The sequence below is a fragment of the Nocardioides cavernae genome, assembly GCF_013410035.1.
Classification (GTDB): Bacteria; Actinomycetota; Actinomycetes; order Propionibacteriales; family Nocardioidaceae; genus Nocardioides; species Nocardioides cavernae_A.
On record NZ_JACCBW010000004.1, the window covers coordinates 74,253 to 93,842 of the forward strand.

Sequence of the window (19,590 nt, forward strand, 5' to 3'; positions counted from 1 at the left end):
CGGACCCGGCAGCGGAGGCGACACCGCCACGACTAGCCTTCGACCACGATGGAAGACGAGCCGAAGACCCTCTTGGTCACCCTCACCGGCAAGGACCGCCCGGGCGTCACGTCGACGATGTTCGCGGCGCTCGCCGCGGCCGGGGTCGAGGTCCTCGACATCGAGCAGGTCGTGCTGCGCCGCCGGCTCCTGCTCGGCATCCTCGTGACGGCGCCGCGCGACTGGAAGAGGTTGCGCGACGTCATCGAGCGCACCGCCGCCGAGCTGGGGATGAGCGTCGAGGTCGACCGCGGCGCCGGCGACAACCGCAGGCGCAACGGCGACCGCTCCCACATCACGCTCATCGGGCGCCCCCTCAAGGCGTCGGCGATGTCGGCGATCGCCGGACGGATCGCCGACTCGGGCGCCAACATCGACCGCATCGAGCGGATGGCGCGCTACCCCGTCACCGCGATCGAGCTGCACGTGTCCGGCGCCCCGGCGGACCGGCTGCGCCCCCTGCTCACGGCCGAGGCCGCCCGGCAGGGCATCGACTTGGCGGTCCAGCGCGAGTCGCTGCACCGTCGCGGCGTCCGGCTGATCGTGATGGACGTCGACTCGACCCTCATCCAGGGCGAGGTGATCGAGATGATCGCCGCCCACGCCGGGCAGGAGGCCGAGGTCGCGCGGGTCACCGAGGCCGCCATGCGCGGTGAGCTCGACTTCGAGCAGTCGCTCCGCGAGCGGGTGGCGCTGCTCGAGGGCGTGCCCGCGTCGGCGCTCGACGAGGTCTACGACTCGATCGTCCTGGCGGCGGGGGCGCGGACGATGGTGCGCACCCTGCGTCGGCTCGGCTACCGCTTCGCCATCGTCTCCGGCGGGTTCACCCAGATCACCGACCGCCTCGCCGCGGACCTCGGCATCCACTTCGCCCGCGCCAACGAGCTCGAGATCGTCGACGGCCGGCTGACCGGGCGCATCGTCGGCGACGTCGTGGACCGGGCCGGCAAGGCCGCGGCGCTGCGCGAGTTCGCCGCGGAGGTCGGCGTACCGCTGGAGGCGACGATCGCGATCGGCGACGGCGCCAACGACCTCGACATGATCGACGCGGCCGGCCTCGGCATCGCCTACAACGCCAAGCCGATGGTGCGCGACGCCGCGCACACGTCCGTCAACGTGCCCTACCTCGACACCGTGCTCTACCTGCTCGGGATCTCCCGCGAGGAGATCGAGGAGGCCGACGCCGAGGTCGGGATCGTCACGCCCTCGCCGCCGCTCATCGACTGACCGGCCGACGGCCGATGGCGACGCAGCCGCCCGTCTCCTCGTCCACCACGACCTCGGTGGCCAGTCCGGCGTCTCGCATCGCCCCCGTCGTCAAGCCGTCCTGCCAGGTGCTGGTCTCCATGAGCAGCACGCCTCCCGGCACGAGCCAGTCCGTCGCCCCCGCGGCGAGGCGGCGGTGGAGGTCCGCGCCGTCCGCTCCCCCGTCGAGCGCGGTCCGCGGCTCGTGGTCGCGGGCCTCGGGCGGCATGTCGGCGATCCGGTCCGTCGGGACGTAGGGCGCGTTGGCGACCAGGACGTCCACGCCGGCGCGCAGCGATGCCGGCAGTGCGTCGTAGAGGTCACCCGCGTGGAGGTCGGCCAGGGGAGCGTTGACCGCGGCGCACGCCAGCGCTCCGGGATCCAGGTCCGCGGCGTGCACCTCGGCGGCCGGCGGCAGCGAGGCCGCCACCGGTGCGACGCCGCAGCACATCTCCACCACCACGGGTCGCCCGGCGCGGGCGGCGACCTCCGCGAGCGCCGTACGCGCGAGGAGCTCGGTGCGCCGGCGCGGCACGAACACCCCCGGCGCCACGACGAGGCGGCGGCCGAGGAACGCGACCCAGCCGAGCACCAGCTCCAGCGGCTCACCGGCCTCGCGTCGAGCCACGAGCGCCTCGAGGTCCGCGCCGGTCGCTGCTGCTGCGAGCAGGGCCGCCTCGTCCTCGGCCCACACGCATCCCGCCGCTCGCAGCCGGTCGACGACCGCTCCGGGAACGGGTCCGCTCATCCGTCCCCGACGTGGAAGGCCTCGAGCCGACCCGTCCCGGGCGCGAGGTCGGCCCACGGTGCATCGACCGCGAAGACGGCGAGGGTCGAGGTCGGGAAGCCCCGCGTGATCAGGTCGGTGGTGGCGTCGGCATCCCCGTCGCCGTCGTCCAGCAGCTCGGCGACGTAGGCCACCGTCGGGTTGTGCCCGAGAACGACGAGCGTCGCCACGTCCGGGTCGGTCTCGCGGACGAGGTCCATCGCCGCGTCCGGCCCGGCTGCGTAGAGCGCCGCGACGAAGTCGGGCACGAGGTCCCACCCCGCCCCGCCGGCCAGGTCCGCCCAGGTCTCACGGGTGCGCAGCGCGTCCGAGACGAGGGCCGCGTCGGGGACGATCCCGCGCGATGCCAGCCAGCGGCCTGCCTCCTCGGCGTCGGCATGCCCCTGCGGTGCCAGCGCCCGCTCGTGGTCCGACGGACCGCCCGCCTCCGCCTTGCTGTGACGTACGACGACGAGTCGCCTCACCATGCTGTCGCCTGCCTTCCCGACTGACTCCTGCATCCTCCAACCCTTCCAGCCGCTAGCCTGCCTGTCATGCCCCACGGACCACTCATGATCATCGGTGGTGCCGAGGACAAGGTGCGCAAGCCGACCATCCTCAAGCACTTCGTCGCCCTCAGCGGCGGCAGGGACGCCCGCATCGCCGTGATCCCGACCGCATCCTCGCTCGGCCGCGAGGTCGTGGACGTCTACGACGCGCTGTTCACCAAGTTCGGTGCCGCCCGGGTCGACGCCGTACGCCCCGAATCCCGCGAGCAGGCCCACGACCCCGCGCTCGTGAAGGCCCTTGACGAGGCCACCGGGGTGTTCATGACCGGTGGCAACCAGCTCAAGCTGTCCTCGATCGTGTGCGGCACGCCCGTCGGCGACGCGATCGTCCGTGCCCACGAGCGTGGTGCGGTCGTGGCCGGCACGTCGGCGGGCGCCAGCATCCAGTCGTCCCACATGGTCGCCTTCGGCGTCGGGGGCGCCACCCCGAAGCAGCGGATGACGCAGGTGGCGGCGGGCCTCGGCCTGGTCGACGCGGCCGTCATCGACCAGCACTTCGACCAGCGCAACCGCTACGGACGCCTGCTGATGATCGTCGCGCAGAGCCCGCAGCTGCTGGGGATCGGCGTCGACGAGGACACCTGCGGCCTCGTCGAGGACGTGGACGGCGACCTGCTGATGCGCGTGCTCGGCAAGGGGGCGGTGACGATCTTCGACGGCTCGCGGATGGTCTCCAACGCCCACGAGGCCAAGCGCTCGTCCCCGCTCCTGGCCAGCGGCGTCGTGTTCCACACGTTGCCCGAGGGCGCGGTGTTCAACCTGTCCACGCGCACGCTGGTGCCGCAGGAGCCGGTCGTCGACGCCGAGGACGCGGACGAGCTCGCCGAGGCCAGCCGCGACCTGCGCGAGCTCGCGCGTGACATCGCCGCGGCCGACGCCACGCCCGCCGCGGTCGCACGCCGCCTCAGGAAGCGGCGTACCCCCCGTTCGTCGTAGAGCACCCCGCCCACCCCCAGGGAGACATCCATGAGTGAACGCCCCACGCCGGACCTGGAGATCGTCGAGACGCGGGTCTACCGCGGCCCCAACGTCTGGTCCTACGACAAGTCGATCCACCTCGTGGTCGACCTGGGCTCGCTCGAGCAGTTCCCCACCAACACCATCCCCGGCTTCACCGACGACCTGGTGCAGATGCTGCCCGGGCTGCGCGAGCACTCGTGCTCCCGGGGGCGCCGCGGCGGCTTCCTCGAGCGGCTCAACGAGGGCACCTGGCTCGGCCACGTCGCCGAGCACGTCGCGCTCGCGCTGCAGCAGCTCGTCGGCCACGACATCCGCCGCGGCAAGACCCGCCAGGTCAAGGGCGTCCCCGGCCGCTACAACATCGTCTACGGCTACATCGAGGAGAACGTCGGCCTCACCGCCGGCCGGCTCGCCGTACGGCTGGTCAATCACCTCGTCGAGGGCGACCCGGACTTCGACTGGGAGACCGAGCGTGACGACTTCATCCGGCGCGCCGAGCGCACCGCGTTCGGGCCCTCGACCCAGGCCATCGTCGACGAGGCGGTCTCCCGCGACATCCCGTGGATCCGGCTCAACCAGTACTCCCTCGTCCAGCTCGGCCAGGGCGTCCACGCCAAGCGGATCCGCGCGACGATGACCAGCGAGACGTCGTCGATCGCCGTCGACATCGCCTCCGACAAGGACCTCACCACCAAGCTCCTCGGCGCGGCCGGGCTCCCCGTGCCCAAGCAGGAGTCGATCCGCACCGAGGAGGGCGCGGTCGCCGCCGCCCGCCGCATCGGCTACCCCGTCGTGCTGAAGCCCCTCGACGGCAACCACGGCCGCGGCGTGTGCCTCGACCTGCAGAGCGAGGAGGACGTACGCGCGGCGTTCCCCGTCGCGGCGGAGCAGTCGCGCCGCGGCAACGTCATCGTCGAGTCGTTCGTCACCGGCAAGGACTACCGCTGCCTCATCATCGACGGCCGGATGGTCGCGATCGCCGAGCGCGTCCCCGCCTCGGTGACCGGCGACGGGACGTCGACGGTCCAGGAGCTCGTCGACCTCACCAACGCCGACCCGCGCCGCGGGGTGGGCCACGAGAAGGTGCTCACCCGGATCAAGGTCGACGACGCCGCCGTCGAGGTGCTGGCCGACCAGGGGCACACGCTCGAGTCCGTCCCGGCGGAGGGCGAGATGGTCAAGCTCGCGCTCACCGGCAACATGTCGACCGGCGGCATCTCGATCGACCGCACCTTCGAGGCCCACCCGGAGAACGTCGAGATCGCCGAGGAGGCCGCCCGCATGGTCGGCCTCGACATCGCCGGCATCGACTTCATCTGCCCCGACATCACCCAGCCCGTCCGCGAGACCGGCGGGGCGATCTGCGAGGTCAACGCGGCCCCCGGCTTCCGGATGCACACGCACCCGACGATCGGCGAGCCGCAGTTCATCGCGAAGCCGGTCGTCGACATGCTCTTCCCGCCCGGCGCCACGTCGCGGATCCCGATCGTCGCGGTGACCGGCACCAACGGCAAGACCACCACCAGCCGGATGATCAGCCACATCTTCAAGGGGATGGGCCGCAAGGTCGGCATGACGTCCACCGACGGCGTCGTGATCGACGAGCGCCTCCTCATCCGCGCCGACGCCTCGGGCCCGCGGTCGGCCCGCATGGTGCTGCAGAACCCGCGCGTCGACTTCGCCGTCTTCGAGGTCGCCCGCGGTGGCATCCTCCGCGAGGGCCTGGGCTACGAGCGCAACGACGTCGCCGTGGTCCTCAACGTGCAGCCCGACCACCTCGGGCTGCGCGGCATCGACACGGTCGAGCAGCTCGCCGACGTCAAGGCCGTCATCGTCGAGGCGGTGCCGCGCGACGGCCACGCCGTGCTCAACGCCGACGACCCGCTGGTGCGCGAGATGCGCCGCAAGTGCTCGGGCCAGGTCGTGTGGTTCTCGATGGACGAGCCCGGCAGCGAGACGCGCGAGATGATCGACGCGCACTGCCGCCGGGGCGGCAAGGCCATCGTGCTCGACCCGAGCGAGCGCGGCGAGATGATGGTCGTGCTGCACGGCCGCCGCTCGATGCAGCTCGCGTGGACGCACCTGCTGCCCGCGACCTTCAACGGTCGCGCCCGGATGAACGTGCAGAACTCCCTCGCGGCCGCCGCCGCGGCCTTCGCGGCCGGCGCGCCGCTGCACGACATCCGGCAGGGCTTGCGCACCTTCTCGACCAACTACTACCTCTCCCCCGGACGCCTCAACGAGGTCGAGGTCAACGGCGTCAACGTCATCGTCGACTACTGCCACAACGCGCCCGGCATGCGGATGCTCGGCGACTTCGTGGACCGCGTCGGCGAGTCGCTCGAGTCCTCCCACGACCTCGCCCGGCCGTCGCGCATCGGCATCATCGCCACCGCCGGCGACCGCCGCGACCAGGACATGCGCGAGCTCGGCGAGATCGCCGCCCAGCACTTCGACGTCTGCATCGTCCGCGAGGACGTCGCGCTCCGTGGCCGTCAGCGCGGCGAGGTGGCGGCACTGGTGCTCGAGGGCGTCCACTCCGCGATGGCGGCGGGCGCCCGCTGCAAGCAGGCGGAGCTGGTGCTGGAGGAGATCGAGGCCGTACGCCACGCGATGAGCCGCGCCAACCGCGGCGACCTCGTCGTGGTCTGCGTCGACAAGCACGCCGAGGTGATGTCGGAGCTGGAGAACTGGTCCGACCAGGCGTACGCCGGCGCCGGGGCGTCGTCGGAGGCGCCGGCCGCCGACCCCGACTTCACCCCGCCCGTCGAAGAGCCGGCTGAGTGAGGGTCCTCGACCTCGCCGGACTGCCCCACCGGTCCGTCGAGGCACACGGCAGCCGGGGCTTCTCCGTCGGCGCGTTCGGCCTCGGCGCGGACACCCACCTCGTCGCGGTCACGCTCGTCCCGGGCGGGGTCATCGGGCGTCACCCAGCGCTGGCTCGCCAGCTGCTGGTGGTGCTGTCCGGCGAGGCCGAGGTCAGCGGCGCCGAGCTCGACGTGCGCCGCATCGGACCGGGCCAGGGCGCCGTGTGGGAGACCGGCGAGGTCCACGAGACGCGTTCCCCTGCTGGCATGACCGGGATCATCGTCGAGGGCGACCTCGACATCGGTGCGCCCGGTGAGCAGGTGGACCCCGGCGACGTCTAGGTCCGTCGCGCGCCGCGGGTCCCACGCCCCGGCCTCCCGAGGACGGCGCGCGGGCGTACGGGCGGTGCGTGACGCACGTTTTCGCCCCGCAGAACGTGGCTCACTCACCGCCCAGCGCCGGGCGGGCGTACGGGCGGTGCGTGACGCACGTTCTCGGCCGCCAGAACCTGCCTCACTCACCGCCCAGCGTCGGACGGGCGTACGGGCGGTGCGTGACGCACGTTCTCGGCCGCCAGAACCTGCCTCACTCACCGCCCAGCGGCGGGCCGGCGTACGGGCGGTGCGTGAGCCACATTTTCGACCCGCAGAACCTGCCTCACTCACCGCCCACCGGCGGGCGGGCGTACGGGCGGTGCGTGACGCACGTTCTCGGCCGCCAGAACCTGCCTCACTCACCGCCCCGCGGCGCGCACCTTCGCCGAGAGGATCTCGGGGCTGTCCGGGGTGCCACCGTGGGCGGCGATCCAGTCGTACGCCTGCTGCCGCTCGGCGTGGCACATGAGGCCGACGACGTCGCCGGGCCGGGCCCGGGCGACGAGCGCGGCGAGGCACTCCACCTCGGTCTCGTAGGTGTCGATGTCGGTGACGCCCACGCGCGCGGCCCCGGCACGCAGCAGGGCGTCGATCTCCTCCATCGTGCGACCGCGCAGGTAGTGCGCCTTGTGGCCGATGGCGACCACGTCGCTGCCCTTGGCGCCGATCTCGCCCAGCGCGTCGATCAGCTCGTCGGTGCGGTCCCCCACGGCGCCGAGGCCGAGGAGCAGGCGCGCCCCGGGACGGCGTACGCCCGACATGATCTCGAGCAGCGCCTCGAGGCCGGCCTCGTTGTGGGCCAGGTCCATGACCACCGAGACGCCCTCGCCGCCGGAGGCCGGCAGCGAGAAGAAGTTCATCCGGCCCGGGTTGTGCTCGGCGTCGGGGCGGAACGAGCGCAGGCCCTCGACCACGCGCTCGCGCGGCAGCCCGATCGCGAGGGCGGCGGAGGCGGCGGCGAGGGCGTTCTCGATGTTGAAGCGGGACAGCCCGGCCAGGGTCATCGGCACGTCGACCAGCTCGACGAGCGGGTCGGGGTCGGCGCCGGGCCGCAGCACGGTGATCCAGCCGTCGATGACGGTCGTCGCGCGTCCTCCGCCGTGGCCCAGCACCTCGCGGACCGCCGGCGAGTCCGGGTCGCGGCTGAACACCCACGGCTGCGCCTGCACGACCGACTGCATCGCGAGGACACGGGGGTCGTCGCCGTTGAGCACCGCCCAGCCGTCCTTGCGGGTGATCCGCGGGACGACGGACTTCACCTCGGCGAGCTGGTCGACGGTGTCGATCCCCTGCATCCCGAGGTGGTCGGCCGTCACGTTGGTCACGACCGACACGTCGTTGCGGGTCACGCCGATGCCCTTGAGCAGGATGCCCCCGCGGGCGGTCTCGGTGACGGCGAGCTGGACCCCCTCGAGCCCCAGCGCGCGCCCGGCGCCGGACGGGCCCGAGTAGTCGCCCGCCTCGACGAGCACGCCGTCGCGGTAGACACCGTCGGTGTTGGACCAGCCGACCACCAGGCCGCTCGTGCGCGCGACGTGGGCGATCATCCGGCTCGTCGTGGTCTTGCCGTTGGTGCCCGTGACCGCGACCACCGGGATCGACGGGGTGATCGTGGTGGGGCGGTCGCCCCGAGGAGCCGCGGCGACCTGCGCGGCGGCTGTGCTGACGGCTGCGTCCACGTCGGGGGCCGGCAGGGCGTCGAGGACGTGCGCGACGGCCTCGCCCAGCGCCCGCGCCCGCCCGCGGTTGCGCCACGGGAACGCGACCACGACGACGTCGGGGTCGGAGGTCGGGCGTACGCGCACCGCGAGGCGGCGCGTGCCGGCCTCGCTCGCGACCGCCCGCACGAGCCGCTCCACCGCGCGCAGCGCGAACCGCTGCCGGAAGCCCGACCCGGCCGCCCCCGGGCGGGTGGTCCGCAGACCGATCCGCCGGGCGAAGCGCAGCACCGGCTCCTCGCCGGCCTCGGTGATGGTCGAGACGTCGAGCGTGAGCTTGACCGCGGCGCGAGGGAAGTAGAGGTTCGGTCCTTCGAGGATGCGCAGCTCGACGAGTGAGGTCACCCGGGGAAACTAGCGGATCTCAGGACCCGTTCAGAGGCCCATCGCGTGGAAGCCACCGTCGACGTGGACGATCTCGCCCGTCGTCGCCGGGAAGAAGTCGCTCAGCAGGGCGCACACGGCCCGGGCGGTCGGGGTGTGGTCGGTCTCGTCCCAGCCGAGCGGGGCGCGGTCCTTCCACGACGACTCGAGGTCCTCGAAGCCGGGGATCGCCTTCGCGGCCAGCGTCTTGAGCGGGCCGGCCGACACGAGGTTGCAGCGGATGCCCTCGGGACCCAGGTCGCGCGCGAGGTAGCGGGAGGTGTTCTCGAGCGCCGCCTTCGCCACGCCCATCCAGTCGTACGCCGGCCACGCCGTGGTCGCGTCGAAGGTCAGCCCGACGATCGATCCGCCGGGCTGCATGAGCGGCTTCGTCGCGACGGCGAGCGACTTGAGGGAGTACGCCGAGACCTGCACGGCCTGCGCCACGTCGTCCCAGGGGCCCTCCATGAACTTGCCGCCCAGCAGGGTCTCCGGGTTGCCGTACGCGATCGAGTGCACGACACCGTCGAGGCCGTCGACGTGCTCGCGCACCTGGTCGGCGAGGCCGGCGAGGTGGTCCTCGTCGGTCACGTCGAGCTCCAGCACCGGCGGCTCCTGCGGGAGCCGCTTGGCGATCCGGCGGGTGATGCCGAGCGCGCGGCCGAAGTTGGAGATCAGCACCGTGGCGCCCTGCTCCTGGGCGACCCGGGCGGTCGCGAAGCCGATCGAGCTGTCCATCGTGACGCCGGCGACGAGGATGCGCTTGCCGTCGAGGATTCCCATTGCGTGTGCCTTCTCTCGGGGTCGTAGGGGGTCAGTGGCCCATGCCGAGGCCGCCGTCGACCGGGATCACGGCCCCGGTGACGTAGGCCGCGCCGTCCGAGGCCAGCCAGGTGACCGCGGAGGCGACCTCGGTCGTCGAGGCGTACCGGCCGAGCGGGACCTGCGCCTTGATCATGGCCTTCTGGTCGTCGGTGAGGACGTCGGTCATGTCGGTCTCGACGAAGCCCGGCGAGACCACGTTGGTGGTGATGGAGCGGCTGCCGAGCTCACGGGCCAGCGAGCGGGCGAGGCCGACGAGCCCGGACTTGGAGGCCGCGTAATTGACCTGGCCGGCCGAGCCGAGCAGGCCGACCACCGACGAGATCAGGATGATCCGTCCGCGACGCAGCCGCAGCATCCCCTTGGCCGCGCGCTTGGCGAGGCGGAAGGTCCCGGTGAGGTTGGTGTCGATCACCGAGGACCAGTCGTCCTCGCTCATCCGGAGCAGCAGGGTGTCCTTGGTGATGCCGGCGTTGGCGACGAGCACCTCGACCGGTCCGTGCGCCTCCTCGACCTGGGCGAAGGCCGCCTCGACGGCCTCCGGGTCGGTGATGTCGCAGCGGACGTCGAGGGCGCCCTCGGGGGCGCCGCCGTTGCGGGTCGTCACCGCGACCTTGTCGCCCTGGGCGATGAAGGCCTCGGCGATCGCACGGCCGATGCCGCGGTTGCCACCGGTGACCAGCACGGAACGGGGGGTGCTCGGGTTCTCGCTCACGTGGCCGACGCTAGTGATTACTCGGGGGTACGCCGAAACAGGCCCGCCGCACGGGGAGCCGTCACTCGTCCTCGAGCCGGAAGCCGACCTTCATGCCGACCTGGAAGTGCTCGACCGCGCCGTCCTTGGCCTGGCCGCGGATCTGGGTGATCTCGAACCAGTCGATGTGGCGCAGCGTCTTGCCCGCCCGCTCGATGCCGTTGCGGACGGCCTGGTCGATGCCGTCCGGAGAGGTCCCGACGATCTCGGTGACGCGGTAGGTGCGGTTGGTCATGGGCTCCTCCTGCGGGCCGGCCGGCCGGGTCCGTCCCGGGCTGGTCTGCTGAGACTAGCGACGTAGGATCGAGACATGGCCAAGCAGGACGCGGTGCGCATCACGACCGCTCGCAGCAGCGCCGCCGCCGACATGCGCTCGCGGCAGTGGCGGTACGCGGTGTCCATGAGCATCCGCATGGTCTGCTTCTTGGCCGCCGTGATGGTCGGTCCCGGCATCCTGCGCTGGGTCCTCGTCGCCGGTGCGGTGTTCCTGCCGTTCCTCGCTGTCGTCATCGCCAACGCCAGCGACCAGCGCGACGACGGATTCACCTTGCCGAACGGCCAGTACACCCATGAACTGACGGCAAGGGACGACGAACGCTGAGGAAAGTCCCGTCGAGACCGGCCCGGGGATGTTTGGTTTTCATCCAGTCCCGTGCCATGATCGCTGACGCGAACGCAGCATCCCCCGTCTGCGTGATCGCGTCGAGGTGCCGGACAGCTTCCCCCCGTGGCTGTCCGGCACCTCTCATGTGACGGCACCGACCTGCCCGACCCACCCCGGAGGTGAGCCCCGTGGAGCTCGACCGTGACATCTGCTCGGCCAAGGGCTGCCAGGCCGACGCCGTGTGGGACCTGCAGTGGAACAACCCCAAGATCCACACCCCCGAGCGCCGCAAGTCGTGGCTCGCGTGCGACGAGCACCGTCAGTCGCTGTCGGACTTCCTCGGAGCGCGCGGGTTCCTGAAGGACGTCGTGCCCCACCGGCCCGCCGGCTGACCCTGCGGACCCGCCACCTCGGCGACCAGTTCACGCGTTCGCCGGACGCCCACCGCGAGGCGGACCTAGCGTGGTCCCACCAGGGATCGCGACCGGCGGCCCGCCGTCGAGGGGCCCTTCCATGACGTCCTCACGCTCGTCCCGCCTGCGCGACCTGGCCGTGGTCGGCACCACCGCCGCCGTCCTGGGGGGCCTCGTCGTGACGGCCGGCCCGGCGACCCTGGCCGCAGCCGACCGGCTCATCACCGGCAAGGACATCGCGAAGTACAGCATCGGGCCCAAGAACCTCGCCCCCGACTCGGTGCAGGGCATGACGGTCCGCAAGAACGCGATCACGGGTCGCCATGTCCGCGACGGTTCCATCACGGCCGCCGACCTCGACGCCGGCCTGCAGGGCGTCGTCGGTCCCGCCGGCCCCGCGGGACCTGCGGGACCCGCCGGACCGGCGGGTGCCGCGGGCAGGGACGGCAAGGACGGCAAGGACGGAGCGCCCGGACCCTCGGGCCAGGCCGAGCCGGACGGCGTCGCCACCTGGACGATCCACCACGAGCAGAACGGCGACACCACCGTCAACCGGACCTCCGCCGACAAGGTCCCCGCCGGCGCCCTGATCGAGCCGCTGGCCTACAGCTTCGAGGGCGACGTCTCGAGCTGCGACGCCGGCCCGTTCTTCGGCAACGGCTGGACGTTCGGCACCAAGGGCTCCACGGCGTTGGTGAGCGGCTACCACGCGTCCTCGACCCCTCCCACCGCGACGATCGTGCAGACCATGGGCTCGGCGGACACGTCCCTGACCTTCACCCTGTCGTGCTGGGCCGGTTCGTCAGCGATGCCGACGCCCGCGGCGGTGCCGTCGTTCGACGCCAGCATGACGTTCCAGTGGACCGTCCGCGACACCACGACCACGCGCACCTTCAACTGACCGCCCGGCGCGCCCGGCCGGTCCGTCGGCGGAGCTAGCCGCCGATCGCCGACATGGGGCGGTCGGGCTGGAGGAACGTCTCGTCGTCGATGCCGTGGCCGGCCCGCTTGCCGCGCATCGCGACCACCCAGCGCTCGGCGATCTCGTCGTCGCTCGCACCGGAGCGGAGCGCGGCGCGCAGGTCGGACTCCTCGCGGGCGAACAGGCAGTTGCGCACCTGGCCGTCGGCGGTGAGGCGTACGCGGTCGCAGTCGCCGCAGAACGGGCGCGTCACCGACGCGATGATCCCGACCGTGGCCGGCCCACCGTCGACGTCGAAGAGCTCGGCGGGGGCGCTCCCCCGCGGTGCGCCGTGCGGCGTGAGCGTGAACTCCGCGGACAGCGCCTCGTGGATCTCGTCGGCGGTCACCATCGCCGCGCGGCTCCAGTCGTGCTGGGCGTCGAGCGGCATCTGCTCGATGAAGCGCAGCTCGTAGCCGTGCGTGACCGCCCACCGCAGCAGCTCGGCGGCCTGGTCGTCGTTGGTGCCGCGCAGCAGGACAGCGTTGAGCTTGACGGGGCCGAGCCCGGCCGCCTTGGCGGCCTCGAGGCCCTCGATGACGTCGTGGAGCCGGTCGCGGCGGGTGATCGCTGCGAACGTCTCGGGCCGCACGGAGTCGATGCTGGCGTTGATCCGGTCGAGTCCCGCGTCGGCGAGCGCCTGCGCGTTGCGCGACAGGCCGAGGGCGTTGGTGGTCAGCGACGTCTCGACGCCGAGCGCGTGCGTACGCCCGACGATGTCGACCAGCCCGCGGCGCAGGAGCGGCTCGCCGCCGGTGAACCGCACCTCCCGGATCCCGAGGCGCTCGACGCCGATGGTGATCAGCCGGACGACCTCGTCGTCGGTCAGCGTCTGCTCCGTCGGCAGCCAGTCGAGGCCCTCGGCGGGCATGCAGTAGTTGCAGCGGAGGTTGCAGCGGTCGGTGAGCGAGACCCGCAGGTCCGTGGCCACGCGGCCGAAGCGGTCTGCGAGTGGTGTCGTCACGGTCACAACTGTAACGAGGCCCCGTCTGGGGCTCAGGACCAGCCGGATAGCCTCGGCTGGTGCACTCCCTGCGGTTCCTGTTCTCGCGCCGCTGGATCGTGTTCGCGCTGGTGGTCGTCTTCCTCGCGTGGGTCGCGTGGCGGCTCGGCGAGTGGCAGTTCCACCGCCTCGAGGACCGCAAGGACCGCAACGCGATCATCGAGCGCAACGAGGAGGCCGGCCCGTCCCCGGTGGAGGACGTCCTCGCGCCCGGTCGCCCGGTCGCCCGACCGGACGAGTGGCGGATCGTCGAGGCCACCGGGACCTACGCCGTCGACGACACCGTGATCGTGCGCTACCGCACCCGCGAGGGCGAGGCGGGCGTGAACGTGGTGGTGCCGCTCGAGCTCGCCGACGGGACGAGCCTGCTCGTCGACCGCGGCTGGTACGCCACCGACAACCGCGGTGCCACCCGCGAGGACGTGCCGGCACCGCCCCCGGGTGAGGTGACCGTGACGGGGTGGGTCCGCCAGGACGCCGAGGGCGACAGCACGCAGGTCACCGACAAGTCCACCCGCGCCGTCGACAGCCAGGAGATCGCGCAGGCCCTGGACCGGGAGGTGCTCGGCGGGTGGGTCGACCTGCGCTCGGAGTCCCCCGAGCCCGCGACCGCGCTCCTGCCGGTCGAGCTGCCCGAGCTCGACAACGGCCCGCACTTCTTCTACGGCCTCCAGTGGTGGTTCTTCGGTGCGCTCGCGATCTTCGGGTTCTTCTTCCTCATCTACGACGAGGTCCGCGGCGGCCGCGGGCCCGGCCCGTCCCCTGCTCGCGGCCCGGCCGAGCGCACGCCGACGCCGACCGCCCCGCCGAAGAAGAAGCGGCGGACCTGGCGGGAGATGCTCGAGCCGGACGACGAGCCCGACGTCCCCGGGGGCGCGGAGCCCTCAGAGCGCCCGCAGCAGGCCACCGTCGACCGGGAGCATCACGCCCGTCAGGAATGACGCGGCCGGCGACATGAGGAACGCGGCCACCGCGCCGAACTCCTCGGGCTCCCCGTAGCGTCCGAGCGGGATCGACGCCTCCGCGGCACGCCGCGCAGCCTCGGGGTCGCCCGTCGAGGCGTCGAGCTCGGCGACGCGGTCGGTGGCGATCCGGCCGGGCAGCAGCCCGTTGACGCGTACGCCCCGAGGGCCGAGCTCGTCCGCGAGGGTCTTGGCGACCATCGCGAGCCCCGGGCGCAGGCCGTTGGAGATGGCCATCTCGGGAAGCGGGGCCCGCACGCTCGACGACAGGACGAGCCCGAGGGCGCCCCCTGCCGGCAGAGCGGTGCCGACCTCGCGCGCGAGGCGTACGGCTCCGAGGAAGACCGACTCGAAGGCGGAGGTCCACTGCTCGTCGGTGGTCGCGGTGACCGGGCCCTTCGGCGGCCCGCCGACGCTGATGAGCGCGCCGTCGACGCGCCCCCAGGCGTCCCGCCCGGCGGCGAGCAGCCGCGCCGGGGCGTCCCGGTCGGCGTTGTCGACGGTGACCGCCACGGCGGCGTGACGGCCGGCGCGCTCGTCGAGCTCGGCCGCCGCCCGGCCGAGGGACTCCTGCGAGCGTCCCGACAGCACGACCCGCGCTCCCTCCGCGACCAGTGCCTCCGCGCTGGCCCGGCCGAGCCCGCGCGCCCCACCGGTGACGATGTGGACGCGGTCGGTCAGCTGGAGGTCCATCCACACAACCTAACCGGCTGCAGCACCGAGCTCGTCAGCCCGGGAGGTCGACCTTCTCCGCGCGGAACTGCGTCGCGTGGAGGGTGGCGTAGAGGCCCCCCGCGGCGAGCAGCTCGGCGTGGGTGCCGGACTGCACGACCCGGCCGTCGTCGAGGACGAGGATCAGGTCGGCGTTGCGGACCGTCGAGAGCCGGTGCGCGATGACGAGGGACGTGCGGCCCTCGAGCGCGGCGTCCAGCGCCTGCTGCACCGCGGCCTCGGACTCGCTGTCGAGGTGCGCCGTCGCCTCGTCGAGGACGACGATGGCGGGCGCCTTGAGCAGCAGCCTGGCGATCGCGAGCCGCTGCCGCTCGCCGCCGCTGAGGCGGTAGCCGCGGTCGCCCACGACCGTGTCGAGGCCGTCGGGCAGCGCACGCACCAGCGGCGCGATCTGCGCCGCCTCGAGCGCCGCCCACACCTCGGCCTCGGTGGCCTCCGGGCGGGCGTACTGCAGGTTGGCCCGGATGGTGTCGTGGAACATGTGGGCGTCCTGGGTGACGTAGCCGACGACGTCCTCGAGGGACTGCAGGGTCACGTCGCGCACGTCGTGCCCGCCGACCCGGACGGCGCCCGCCCCGACGTCGTAGAGCCGCGCGACGAGGTGGGTCACCGTGGTCTTGCCGGCCCCCGACGGGCCGACCAGGGCGACCATCTGGCCGGGCTCGGCCGTGAAGGTGACGTCGTGGAGGACCTCGCCGCTGTCGCGGGACTCGGTGCGCGCGACGGTCTCGAGCGAGGCGAGGGAGATCTCGTCGGCACGCGGGTAGGTGAACGCGACGTGGTCGAACTCGAGGCGGGAGGTCGAGGCGGGGAGCGCGACCGCGTCGGGCTTCTCCTGGATGAGCGAGGGCAGGTCGAGGACCTCGAAGACGCGGTCGAAGCTGACCAGGGCGGTCATCACGTCGATGCGGACGTTGGACAGGCCCTGCAGTGGGCCGAGCAGCCGGGTGAGCAGGACCCCGAGGGCCACGATCGTGCCGACCGAGAGGTCGCCCCGGATGGCCAGCCAGCCGCCGATGCCGTAGACGAGCGCCGTCGCGAGGGACGGCACGAGGGTCATCGCGGCGAAGAAGATGCGGGTGAGGAGCGAGATGCGCACGCCCAGGTCGCGCACGACGGCGGCCTTGCGGGCGTACGCCACGTCCTCCTCCTCGCGCCGCCCGAACAGCTTGAGGAGCATCGCGCCGCCGACGTTGAACCGCTCGGTCATCGCGTTGCCGAGGTCGGCGTTGCCGTCCATCTGCTGGCGCGACAGGGCGGCGAGCCGGTTGCCCACCATGCGCGAGGCGAGCAGCAGGATCGGGAACAGCGCCAGGCAGAGCAGCGTCACCGGCCAGCTGAGGAACAGCATCGTCACGCCGACGACGACGGCGGCGATGATGTTGGAGACCGTGCCCTGCAGCGTCGAGGTGAACGCGCGCTGGGCGCCGATCACGTCGTTGTTGAGCCGGCTGACGAGGGCGCCGGTCTGGGTGCGGGTGAAGAACGCGAGCGACTGGCGCTGCACGTGCGCGAACACCTGGGTCCGCAGGTCGTAGATGAGCCCCTCGCCGATGCGGCTCGACAGCCACCCGGTAATCAGTCCGAACGCCGAGTCCAACACGGCGACGAGCGCGACCAGGACGGCAAGCCAGACGACGAGCGAGGTGTTCCCCGTCTGGACGCCGTCGTCGATGATCGCCTTGAGCAGCAGCGGGGGCAGGACCACCAGTGCCGCGTCGACGACCGTGACACCGAGGAAACCTGCGATCAGGCGGCGGTGGGGTCGCGCGAACGACAGCACGCGCCGCACCGTGCGGCGCTCGATCTTCTGCTCGACGACGCTCCGGTCACTGCGCAGGAAGCGCCACGGCGGCCCGCCGGCCCCCGGTCCCATCGACATGCATGCTCCTTCGTCCGTCCGTCACAACCGACGGCGCGGAGGCATTGTTCCTCGCGGTGTCCGCGCGCCCGACGGGGTGAGTCACCCGAGCGCGGCGGCCACCGCGCGGAAGCGACGGACCTGGGCCTCCCGCTCGAGGCGGCGCTGCTCGTCGAGGTCCCGGTCGGCCGCGCCCTGCAGGAGGGCCTTGGTGGCGGGGACGACGCCGGACATCGGCGCGACGAGGGCGGCGACGAGGTCGGCCACGGCGGCGTCGAGCTCGTCGGACGCGTACGCCCCCGTGGCGAGCCCGATCCGGACGGCCTCGTCGGCCCCGACGACCCGCGCCGTGGCGCAGATCTCCAGCGCGCGGGAGTAGCCGACGTGCTCGACGAGCGGCTTGGTGCCGGTGAGGTCGGGGACGAGGCCGAGCGCGGACTCCTTCATCGAGAACCTGACGTCGTCGGCGACGACGCGGAGGTCGCACGCGAGCGCGAGCTGGAAGCCGGCGCCGATGGCGTAGCCCCGCACCTTGGCGATCGAGACGAAGCGCGGGTCGCGCAGCCAGGTGAAGCCGCGCTGGAACTCCTCGATCCGCGCCGACGCCTCGTCGTCGCTGAGCGCCAGCAGCCCGATGACGCTCTCGCCGTCGCCCCCGGCCGCCGAGGGGTCGAGCATGGCGCGGTCGAGCCCGGCGGAGAAGGTCTCGCCCTCCCCCGTCACCACGACCACGGCCACGTCGTCGGGCAGGGTCCGGCCGATCTCACCGAGGGCGATCCACATCGCGGGCGTCTGGGCGTTGCGCACCTCGGGCCGGTCGAGCGTGATGGTCGCGACGGGGCCGTCGACGTCGAGCCGGAGCCCGACGGCGGCGAGGTCTGCTGGAGTCATGGCTCTCCTTGGTGGTCGAGTAGCGAGCGCTCGCGAGCGTATCGAGACCGGCGAGGAGCTAGGCGAGGGACACCAGGTCGGCGTACTCGTCGCTCCACAGGTCCTCGTCCCCGTCGGGCAGCAGCAGCACGCGGTCGGGGTCCAGCGCGCGCACGGCGCCCTCGTCGTGGGTGACGAGGATGATCGCGCCGGTGTAGCTGCGGATCGCGTGGAGCACCTCCTCCCGCGAGGCCGGGTCGAGGTTGTTGGTGGGCTCGTCGAGCAGCAGCACGTTGGCGCTCGAGACGACGAGGATCGCCAGCGCGAGCCGGGTCTTCTCGCCGCCGGAGAGCACACCGGCGGGCTTGTGCGCGTCGTCGCCGGAGAAGAGGAACGACCCGAGCACCGAGCGCGCCTGGGTGTCGGTGAGCTCCGGCGCGGCGCTGTGCATGTTCTCCAGCACGGTGCGGTTGACGTCGAGGGTCTCGTGCTCCTGGGCGTAGTAGCCCATCTTGAGCCCGTGACCGGCGACCACCGACCCGGTGTCGGGCTGGTCGACGCCCGCGAGGATGCGCAGCATCGTGGTCTTCCCGGCGCCGTTCAGCCCGAGGATCACCACCCGGCTCCCCCGGTCGATCGCGAGGTCAACGGCGGTGAAGACCTCCAGGGAGCCGTAGGACTTCGACAGCTCCGTGCCCATGAGCGGGGTCCGGCCGCACGGCGCGGGCTCGGGGAAGGCGATCCGCGCGACCTTGTCGGCGGCGCGCTCGCTCTCGATGCCGGCCATCATCTTCTCGGCCCGCTTGAGCATCGACTGCGCGGCCTGGGCCTTGGTGGCCTTGGCGCGCATCTTGTTGGCCTGGTCGGTGAGCACCTTCGCCTTGTTCTCGGCGTTCTGGCGCTCGCGCTTGCGGCGCTTCTCGTCGTCCTCGCGCTGGGTGAGGTAGTTGTGCCAGCCCATGTTGTAGACGTCGATGACGGCGCGGTTGGCATCGAGGTGGAAGACCTTGTTGACCGTCGCCTCGAGCAGCGCGTTGTCGTGGCTGATGACCACGAACCCGCCGCGGTGCGCCTTGAGGAAGTCGCGCAGCCACACGATGGAGTCGGCGTCGAGGTGGTTGGTCGGCTCGTCGAGCAGCATGATCTCGGCGCCGGAGAACAGGATGCGGGCCAGCTCGACACGACGGCGCTGTCCGCCGGACAGGGTGCCGATCGGCTGGGCGAGGATGCGCTCCTCGATCCCCAGCGCCGCCGCCATCTGCGCGGCCTCGGACTCCGCGGCGTAGCCGCCACCGGCATGCAACTCGGCGTCGGCGCGCGACCACCGGCGCATCCCCCGCTCGTGGACCTTCGGGTCCTCGCTGGCCATGTCGACCTCGGCCGCACGGAGCCGGCGTACGACCTCGTCGAGGCCGCGGGCCGAGAGGATGCGGTCGCGCGCGATCACCTCGGGGTCGCCCACCCGTGGGTCCTGCGGGAGGTAGCCGATGTCGCCGCTGCGCAGGACCTGCCCCGAGGCGGGCTGTCCCTCGCCGGCGAGGATGCGGGTGAGCGTCGTCTTGCCGGCGCCGTTGCGCCCCACGAGGCCGACCTTGTCGCCCGCGGCGATCCGGAAGGTGACGTCCTCCATGAGGAGCCGCGCGCCGGCTCGGACCTCGAGCTTCTGGGCGGTGATCATCGTGGCGCCATCCTACGAAGGGGTGGCTCCCGGAGCCCCATCGGGAGCCGTTCGCGCTACATTGCGCGCAGGCTGTCCAGTCCTCTCC

Annotated in this window: 19 protein-coding genes; 8 read left to right on the top strand and 11 right to left on the bottom strand. The window is 72.6% G+C overall.

The window, feature by feature from the left end; genetic code table 11:
• Positions 1 to 48 precede the first annotated feature (48 nt).
• The gene (gene serB / locus F4692_RS16945; protein ID WP_179620905.1) at positions 49 to 1,266 is read left to right on the top strand and encodes a phosphoserine phosphatase SerB; all 1,218 of its coding nucleotides are present in this window, start codon (positions 49 to 51) and stop codon (positions 1,264 to 1,266) included.
• Here the strand turns inward: serB and F4692_RS16950 are convergent.
• The gene (locus F4692_RS16950; protein ID WP_179620906.1) at positions 1,256 to 2,032 is read right to left on the bottom strand and encodes a putative protein N(5)-glutamine methyltransferase; all 777 of its coding nucleotides are present in this window, start codon (positions 2,030 to 2,032) and stop codon (positions 1,256 to 1,258) included. The genes serB and F4692_RS16950 overlap by 11 nt on opposite strands.
• Positions 2,029 to 2,571 (bottom strand): SixA phosphatase family protein, encoded by a 543-nt coding sequence (locus F4692_RS16955; protein WP_257030002.1) that lies wholly within the window; start codon positions 2,569 to 2,571, stop codon positions 2,029 to 2,031. Before F4692_RS16955 ends, F4692_RS16950 begins: the two co-directional genes overlap by 4 nt.
• A gap of 33 nt (positions 2,572 to 2,604) precedes the next feature.
• Between F4692_RS16955 and F4692_RS16960 the strand changes: the two genes are divergently transcribed.
• The 3 genes from F4692_RS16960 to F4692_RS16970 are packed head-to-tail and all read left to right on the top strand — an operon-like array spanning position 2,605 to position 6,728.
• Positions 2,605 to 3,555, top strand: a complete 951-nt coding sequence (locus F4692_RS16960; protein WP_179620907.1) for a cyanophycinase — start codon at positions 2,605 to 2,607, stop codon at positions 3,553 to 3,555.
• A gap of 30 nt (positions 3,556 to 3,585) precedes the next feature.
• Positions 3,586 to 6,366 carry a cyanophycin synthetase gene (gene cphA, locus F4692_RS16965; protein ID WP_179620908.1) on the top strand — a complete coding sequence of 927 codons (2,781 nt, stop codon included), beginning with the start codon at positions 3,586 to 3,588 and terminating at the stop codon, positions 6,364 to 6,366.
• Positions 6,363 to 6,728 (top strand): hypothetical protein, encoded by a 366-nt coding sequence (locus F4692_RS16970; protein ID WP_179620909.1) that lies wholly within the window; start codon positions 6,363 to 6,365, stop codon positions 6,726 to 6,728. Before cphA ends, F4692_RS16970 begins: the two co-directional genes overlap by 4 nt.
• A 392-nt stretch (positions 6,729 to 7,120) precedes the next feature.
• Here F4692_RS16970 and F4692_RS16975 read toward each other — a convergent pair whose 3' ends face one another.
• The 4 genes from F4692_RS16975 to F4692_RS16990 all read right to left on the bottom strand — a co-directional run bounded on the left by F4692_RS16975 (position 7,121) and on the right by F4692_RS16990 (position 10,653).
• On the bottom strand, positions 7,121 to 8,824 hold the full coding sequence (locus F4692_RS16975; RefSeq protein WP_308645356.1) for a Mur ligase family protein: 1,704 nt from the start codon (positions 8,822 to 8,824) through the stop codon (positions 7,121 to 7,123).
• Positions 8,825 to 8,854: 30 nt separating this feature from the next.
• Entirely contained in the window at positions 8,855 to 9,625 is a 771-nt protein-coding gene (fabI, locus tag F4692_RS16980) for an enoyl-ACP reductase FabI (RefSeq protein WP_179620910.1), read from the bottom strand.
• A gap of 31 nt (positions 9,626 to 9,656) precedes the next feature.
• On the bottom strand, positions 9,657 to 10,379 hold the full coding sequence (fabG, locus tag F4692_RS16985) for a beta-ketoacyl-ACP reductase (protein ID WP_179620911.1): 723 nt from the start codon (positions 10,377 to 10,379) through the stop codon (positions 9,657 to 9,659).
• Positions 10,380 to 10,440: 61 nt separating this feature from the next.
• Entirely contained in the window at positions 10,441 to 10,653 is a 213-nt protein-coding gene (locus tag F4692_RS16990; protein ID WP_179620912.1) for a dodecin, read from the bottom strand.
• Between the two features lie 75 nt (positions 10,654 to 10,728).
• On the opposite strand from F4692_RS16990, the gene F4692_RS16995 reads away from it, so the two are divergent.
• The 3 genes from F4692_RS16995 to F4692_RS17005 all read left to right on the top strand — a co-directional run bounded on the left by F4692_RS16995 (position 10,729) and on the right by F4692_RS17005 (position 12,336).
• The gene (locus F4692_RS16995) at positions 10,729 to 11,019 is read left to right on the top strand and encodes a DUF3099 domain-containing protein (RefSeq protein WP_179620913.1); all 291 of its coding nucleotides are present in this window, start codon (positions 10,729 to 10,731) and stop codon (positions 11,017 to 11,019) included.
• Positions 11,020 to 11,210: 191 nt separating this feature from the next.
• On the top strand, positions 11,211 to 11,414 hold the full coding sequence (locus F4692_RS17000; protein ID WP_179620914.1) for an acetone carboxylase: 204 nt from the start codon (positions 11,211 to 11,213) through the stop codon (positions 11,412 to 11,414).
• A 121-nt stretch (positions 11,415 to 11,535) separates the two neighbouring features.
• Positions 11,536 to 12,336 (top strand): hypothetical protein, encoded by an 801-nt coding sequence (locus F4692_RS17005; RefSeq protein WP_179620915.1) that lies wholly within the window; start codon positions 11,536 to 11,538, stop codon positions 12,334 to 12,336.
• Between the two features lie 34 nt (positions 12,337 to 12,370).
• Here the strand turns inward: F4692_RS17005 and moaA are convergent, their stop codons facing one another.
• Positions 12,371 to 13,360 (bottom strand): GTP 3',8-cyclase MoaA, encoded by a 990-nt coding sequence (gene moaA / locus F4692_RS17010; protein WP_179620916.1) that lies wholly within the window; start codon positions 13,358 to 13,360, stop codon positions 12,371 to 12,373.
• Positions 13,361 to 13,419: 59 nt separating this feature from the next.
• On the opposite strand from moaA, the gene F4692_RS17015 reads away from it, so the two are divergent.
• Positions 13,420 to 14,340: an SURF1 family cytochrome oxidase biogenesis protein gene (locus F4692_RS17015; protein WP_179620917.1), complete on the top strand. Its 921-nt coding sequence runs from the start codon at positions 13,420 to 13,422 to the stop codon at positions 14,338 to 14,340.
• Here the strand turns inward: F4692_RS17015 and F4692_RS17020 are convergent.
• The 4 genes from F4692_RS17020 to abc-f form a co-directional block, all read right to left on the bottom strand.
• Positions 14,284 to 15,054: an SDR family oxidoreductase gene (locus F4692_RS17020; protein ID WP_179620918.1), complete on the bottom strand. Its 771-nt coding sequence runs from the start codon at positions 15,052 to 15,054 to the stop codon at positions 14,284 to 14,286. The genes F4692_RS17015 and F4692_RS17020 overlap by 57 nt on opposite strands.
• A 34-nt stretch (positions 15,055 to 15,088) precedes the next feature.
• Positions 15,089 to 16,969: an ABC transporter ATP-binding protein gene (locus tag F4692_RS17025; protein WP_374757308.1), complete on the bottom strand. Its 1,881-nt coding sequence runs from the start codon at positions 16,967 to 16,969 to the stop codon at positions 15,089 to 15,091.
• 87 nt (positions 16,970 to 17,056) lie between these two features.
• Positions 17,057 to 17,845 carry an enoyl-CoA hydratase/isomerase family protein gene (locus F4692_RS17030; RefSeq protein ID WP_179620920.1) on the bottom strand — a complete coding sequence of 263 codons (789 nt, stop codon included), beginning with the start codon at positions 17,843 to 17,845 and terminating at the stop codon, positions 17,057 to 17,059.
• A gap of 58 nt (positions 17,846 to 17,903) precedes the next feature.
• Positions 17,904 to 19,502 (bottom strand): ribosomal protection-like ABC-F family protein, encoded by a 1,599-nt coding sequence (gene abc-f, locus F4692_RS17035; protein ID WP_179620921.1) that lies wholly within the window; start codon positions 19,500 to 19,502, stop codon positions 17,904 to 17,906.
• Positions 19,503 to 19,590: the final 88 nt, after the last annotated feature.

Bases quoted from the DNA above. Each gene is read 5' to 3' on its own strand.
- serB (WP_179620905.1), top strand. From the start codon at position 49: ATGGAAGACGAGCCGAAGACCCTCTTGGTCACCCTCACCGGCAAGGAC.
- F4692_RS16950 (WP_179620906.1), bottom strand. From the start codon at position 2,032: ATGAGCGGACCCGTTCCCGGAGCGGTCGTCGACCGGCTGCGAGCGGCG.
- F4692_RS16955 (WP_257030002.1), bottom strand. From the start codon at position 2,571: ATGCAGGAGTCAGTCGGGAAGGCAGGCGACAGCATGGTGAGGCGACTC.
- F4692_RS16960 (WP_179620907.1), top strand. From the start codon at position 2,605: ATGCCCCACGGACCACTCATGATCATCGGTGGTGCCGAGGACAAGGTG.
- cphA (WP_179620908.1), top strand. From the start codon at position 3,586: ATGAGTGAACGCCCCACGCCGGACCTGGAGATCGTCGAGACGCGGGTC.
- fabI (WP_179620910.1), bottom strand. From the start codon at position 9,625: ATGGGAATCCTCGACGGCAAGCGCATCCTCGTCGCCGGCGTCACGATG.
- F4692_RS16990 (WP_179620912.1), bottom strand. From the start codon at position 10,653: ATGACCAACCGCACCTACCGCGTCACCGAGATCGTCGGGACCTCTCCG.
- F4692_RS16995 (WP_179620913.1), top strand. From the start codon at position 10,729: ATGGCCAAGCAGGACGCGGTGCGCATCACGACCGCTCGCAGCAGCGCC.
- F4692_RS17005 (WP_179620915.1), top strand. From the start codon at position 11,536: ATGACGTCCTCACGCTCGTCCCGCCTGCGCGACCTGGCCGTGGTCGGC.
- F4692_RS17020 (WP_179620918.1), bottom strand. From the start codon at position 15,054: ATGGACCTCCAGCTGACCGACCGCGTCCACATCGTCACCGGTGGGGCG.
- F4692_RS17025 (WP_374757308.1), bottom strand. From the start codon at position 16,969: ATGGGACCGGGGGCCGGCGGGCCGCCGTGGCGCTTCCTGCGCAGTGAC.
- F4692_RS17030 (WP_179620920.1), bottom strand. From the start codon at position 17,845: ATGACTCCAGCAGACCTCGCCGCCGTCGGGCTCCGGCTCGACGTCGAC.
- abc-f (WP_179620921.1), bottom strand. From the start codon at position 19,502: ATGATCACCGCCCAGAAGCTCGAGGTCCGAGCCGGCGCGCGGCTCCTC.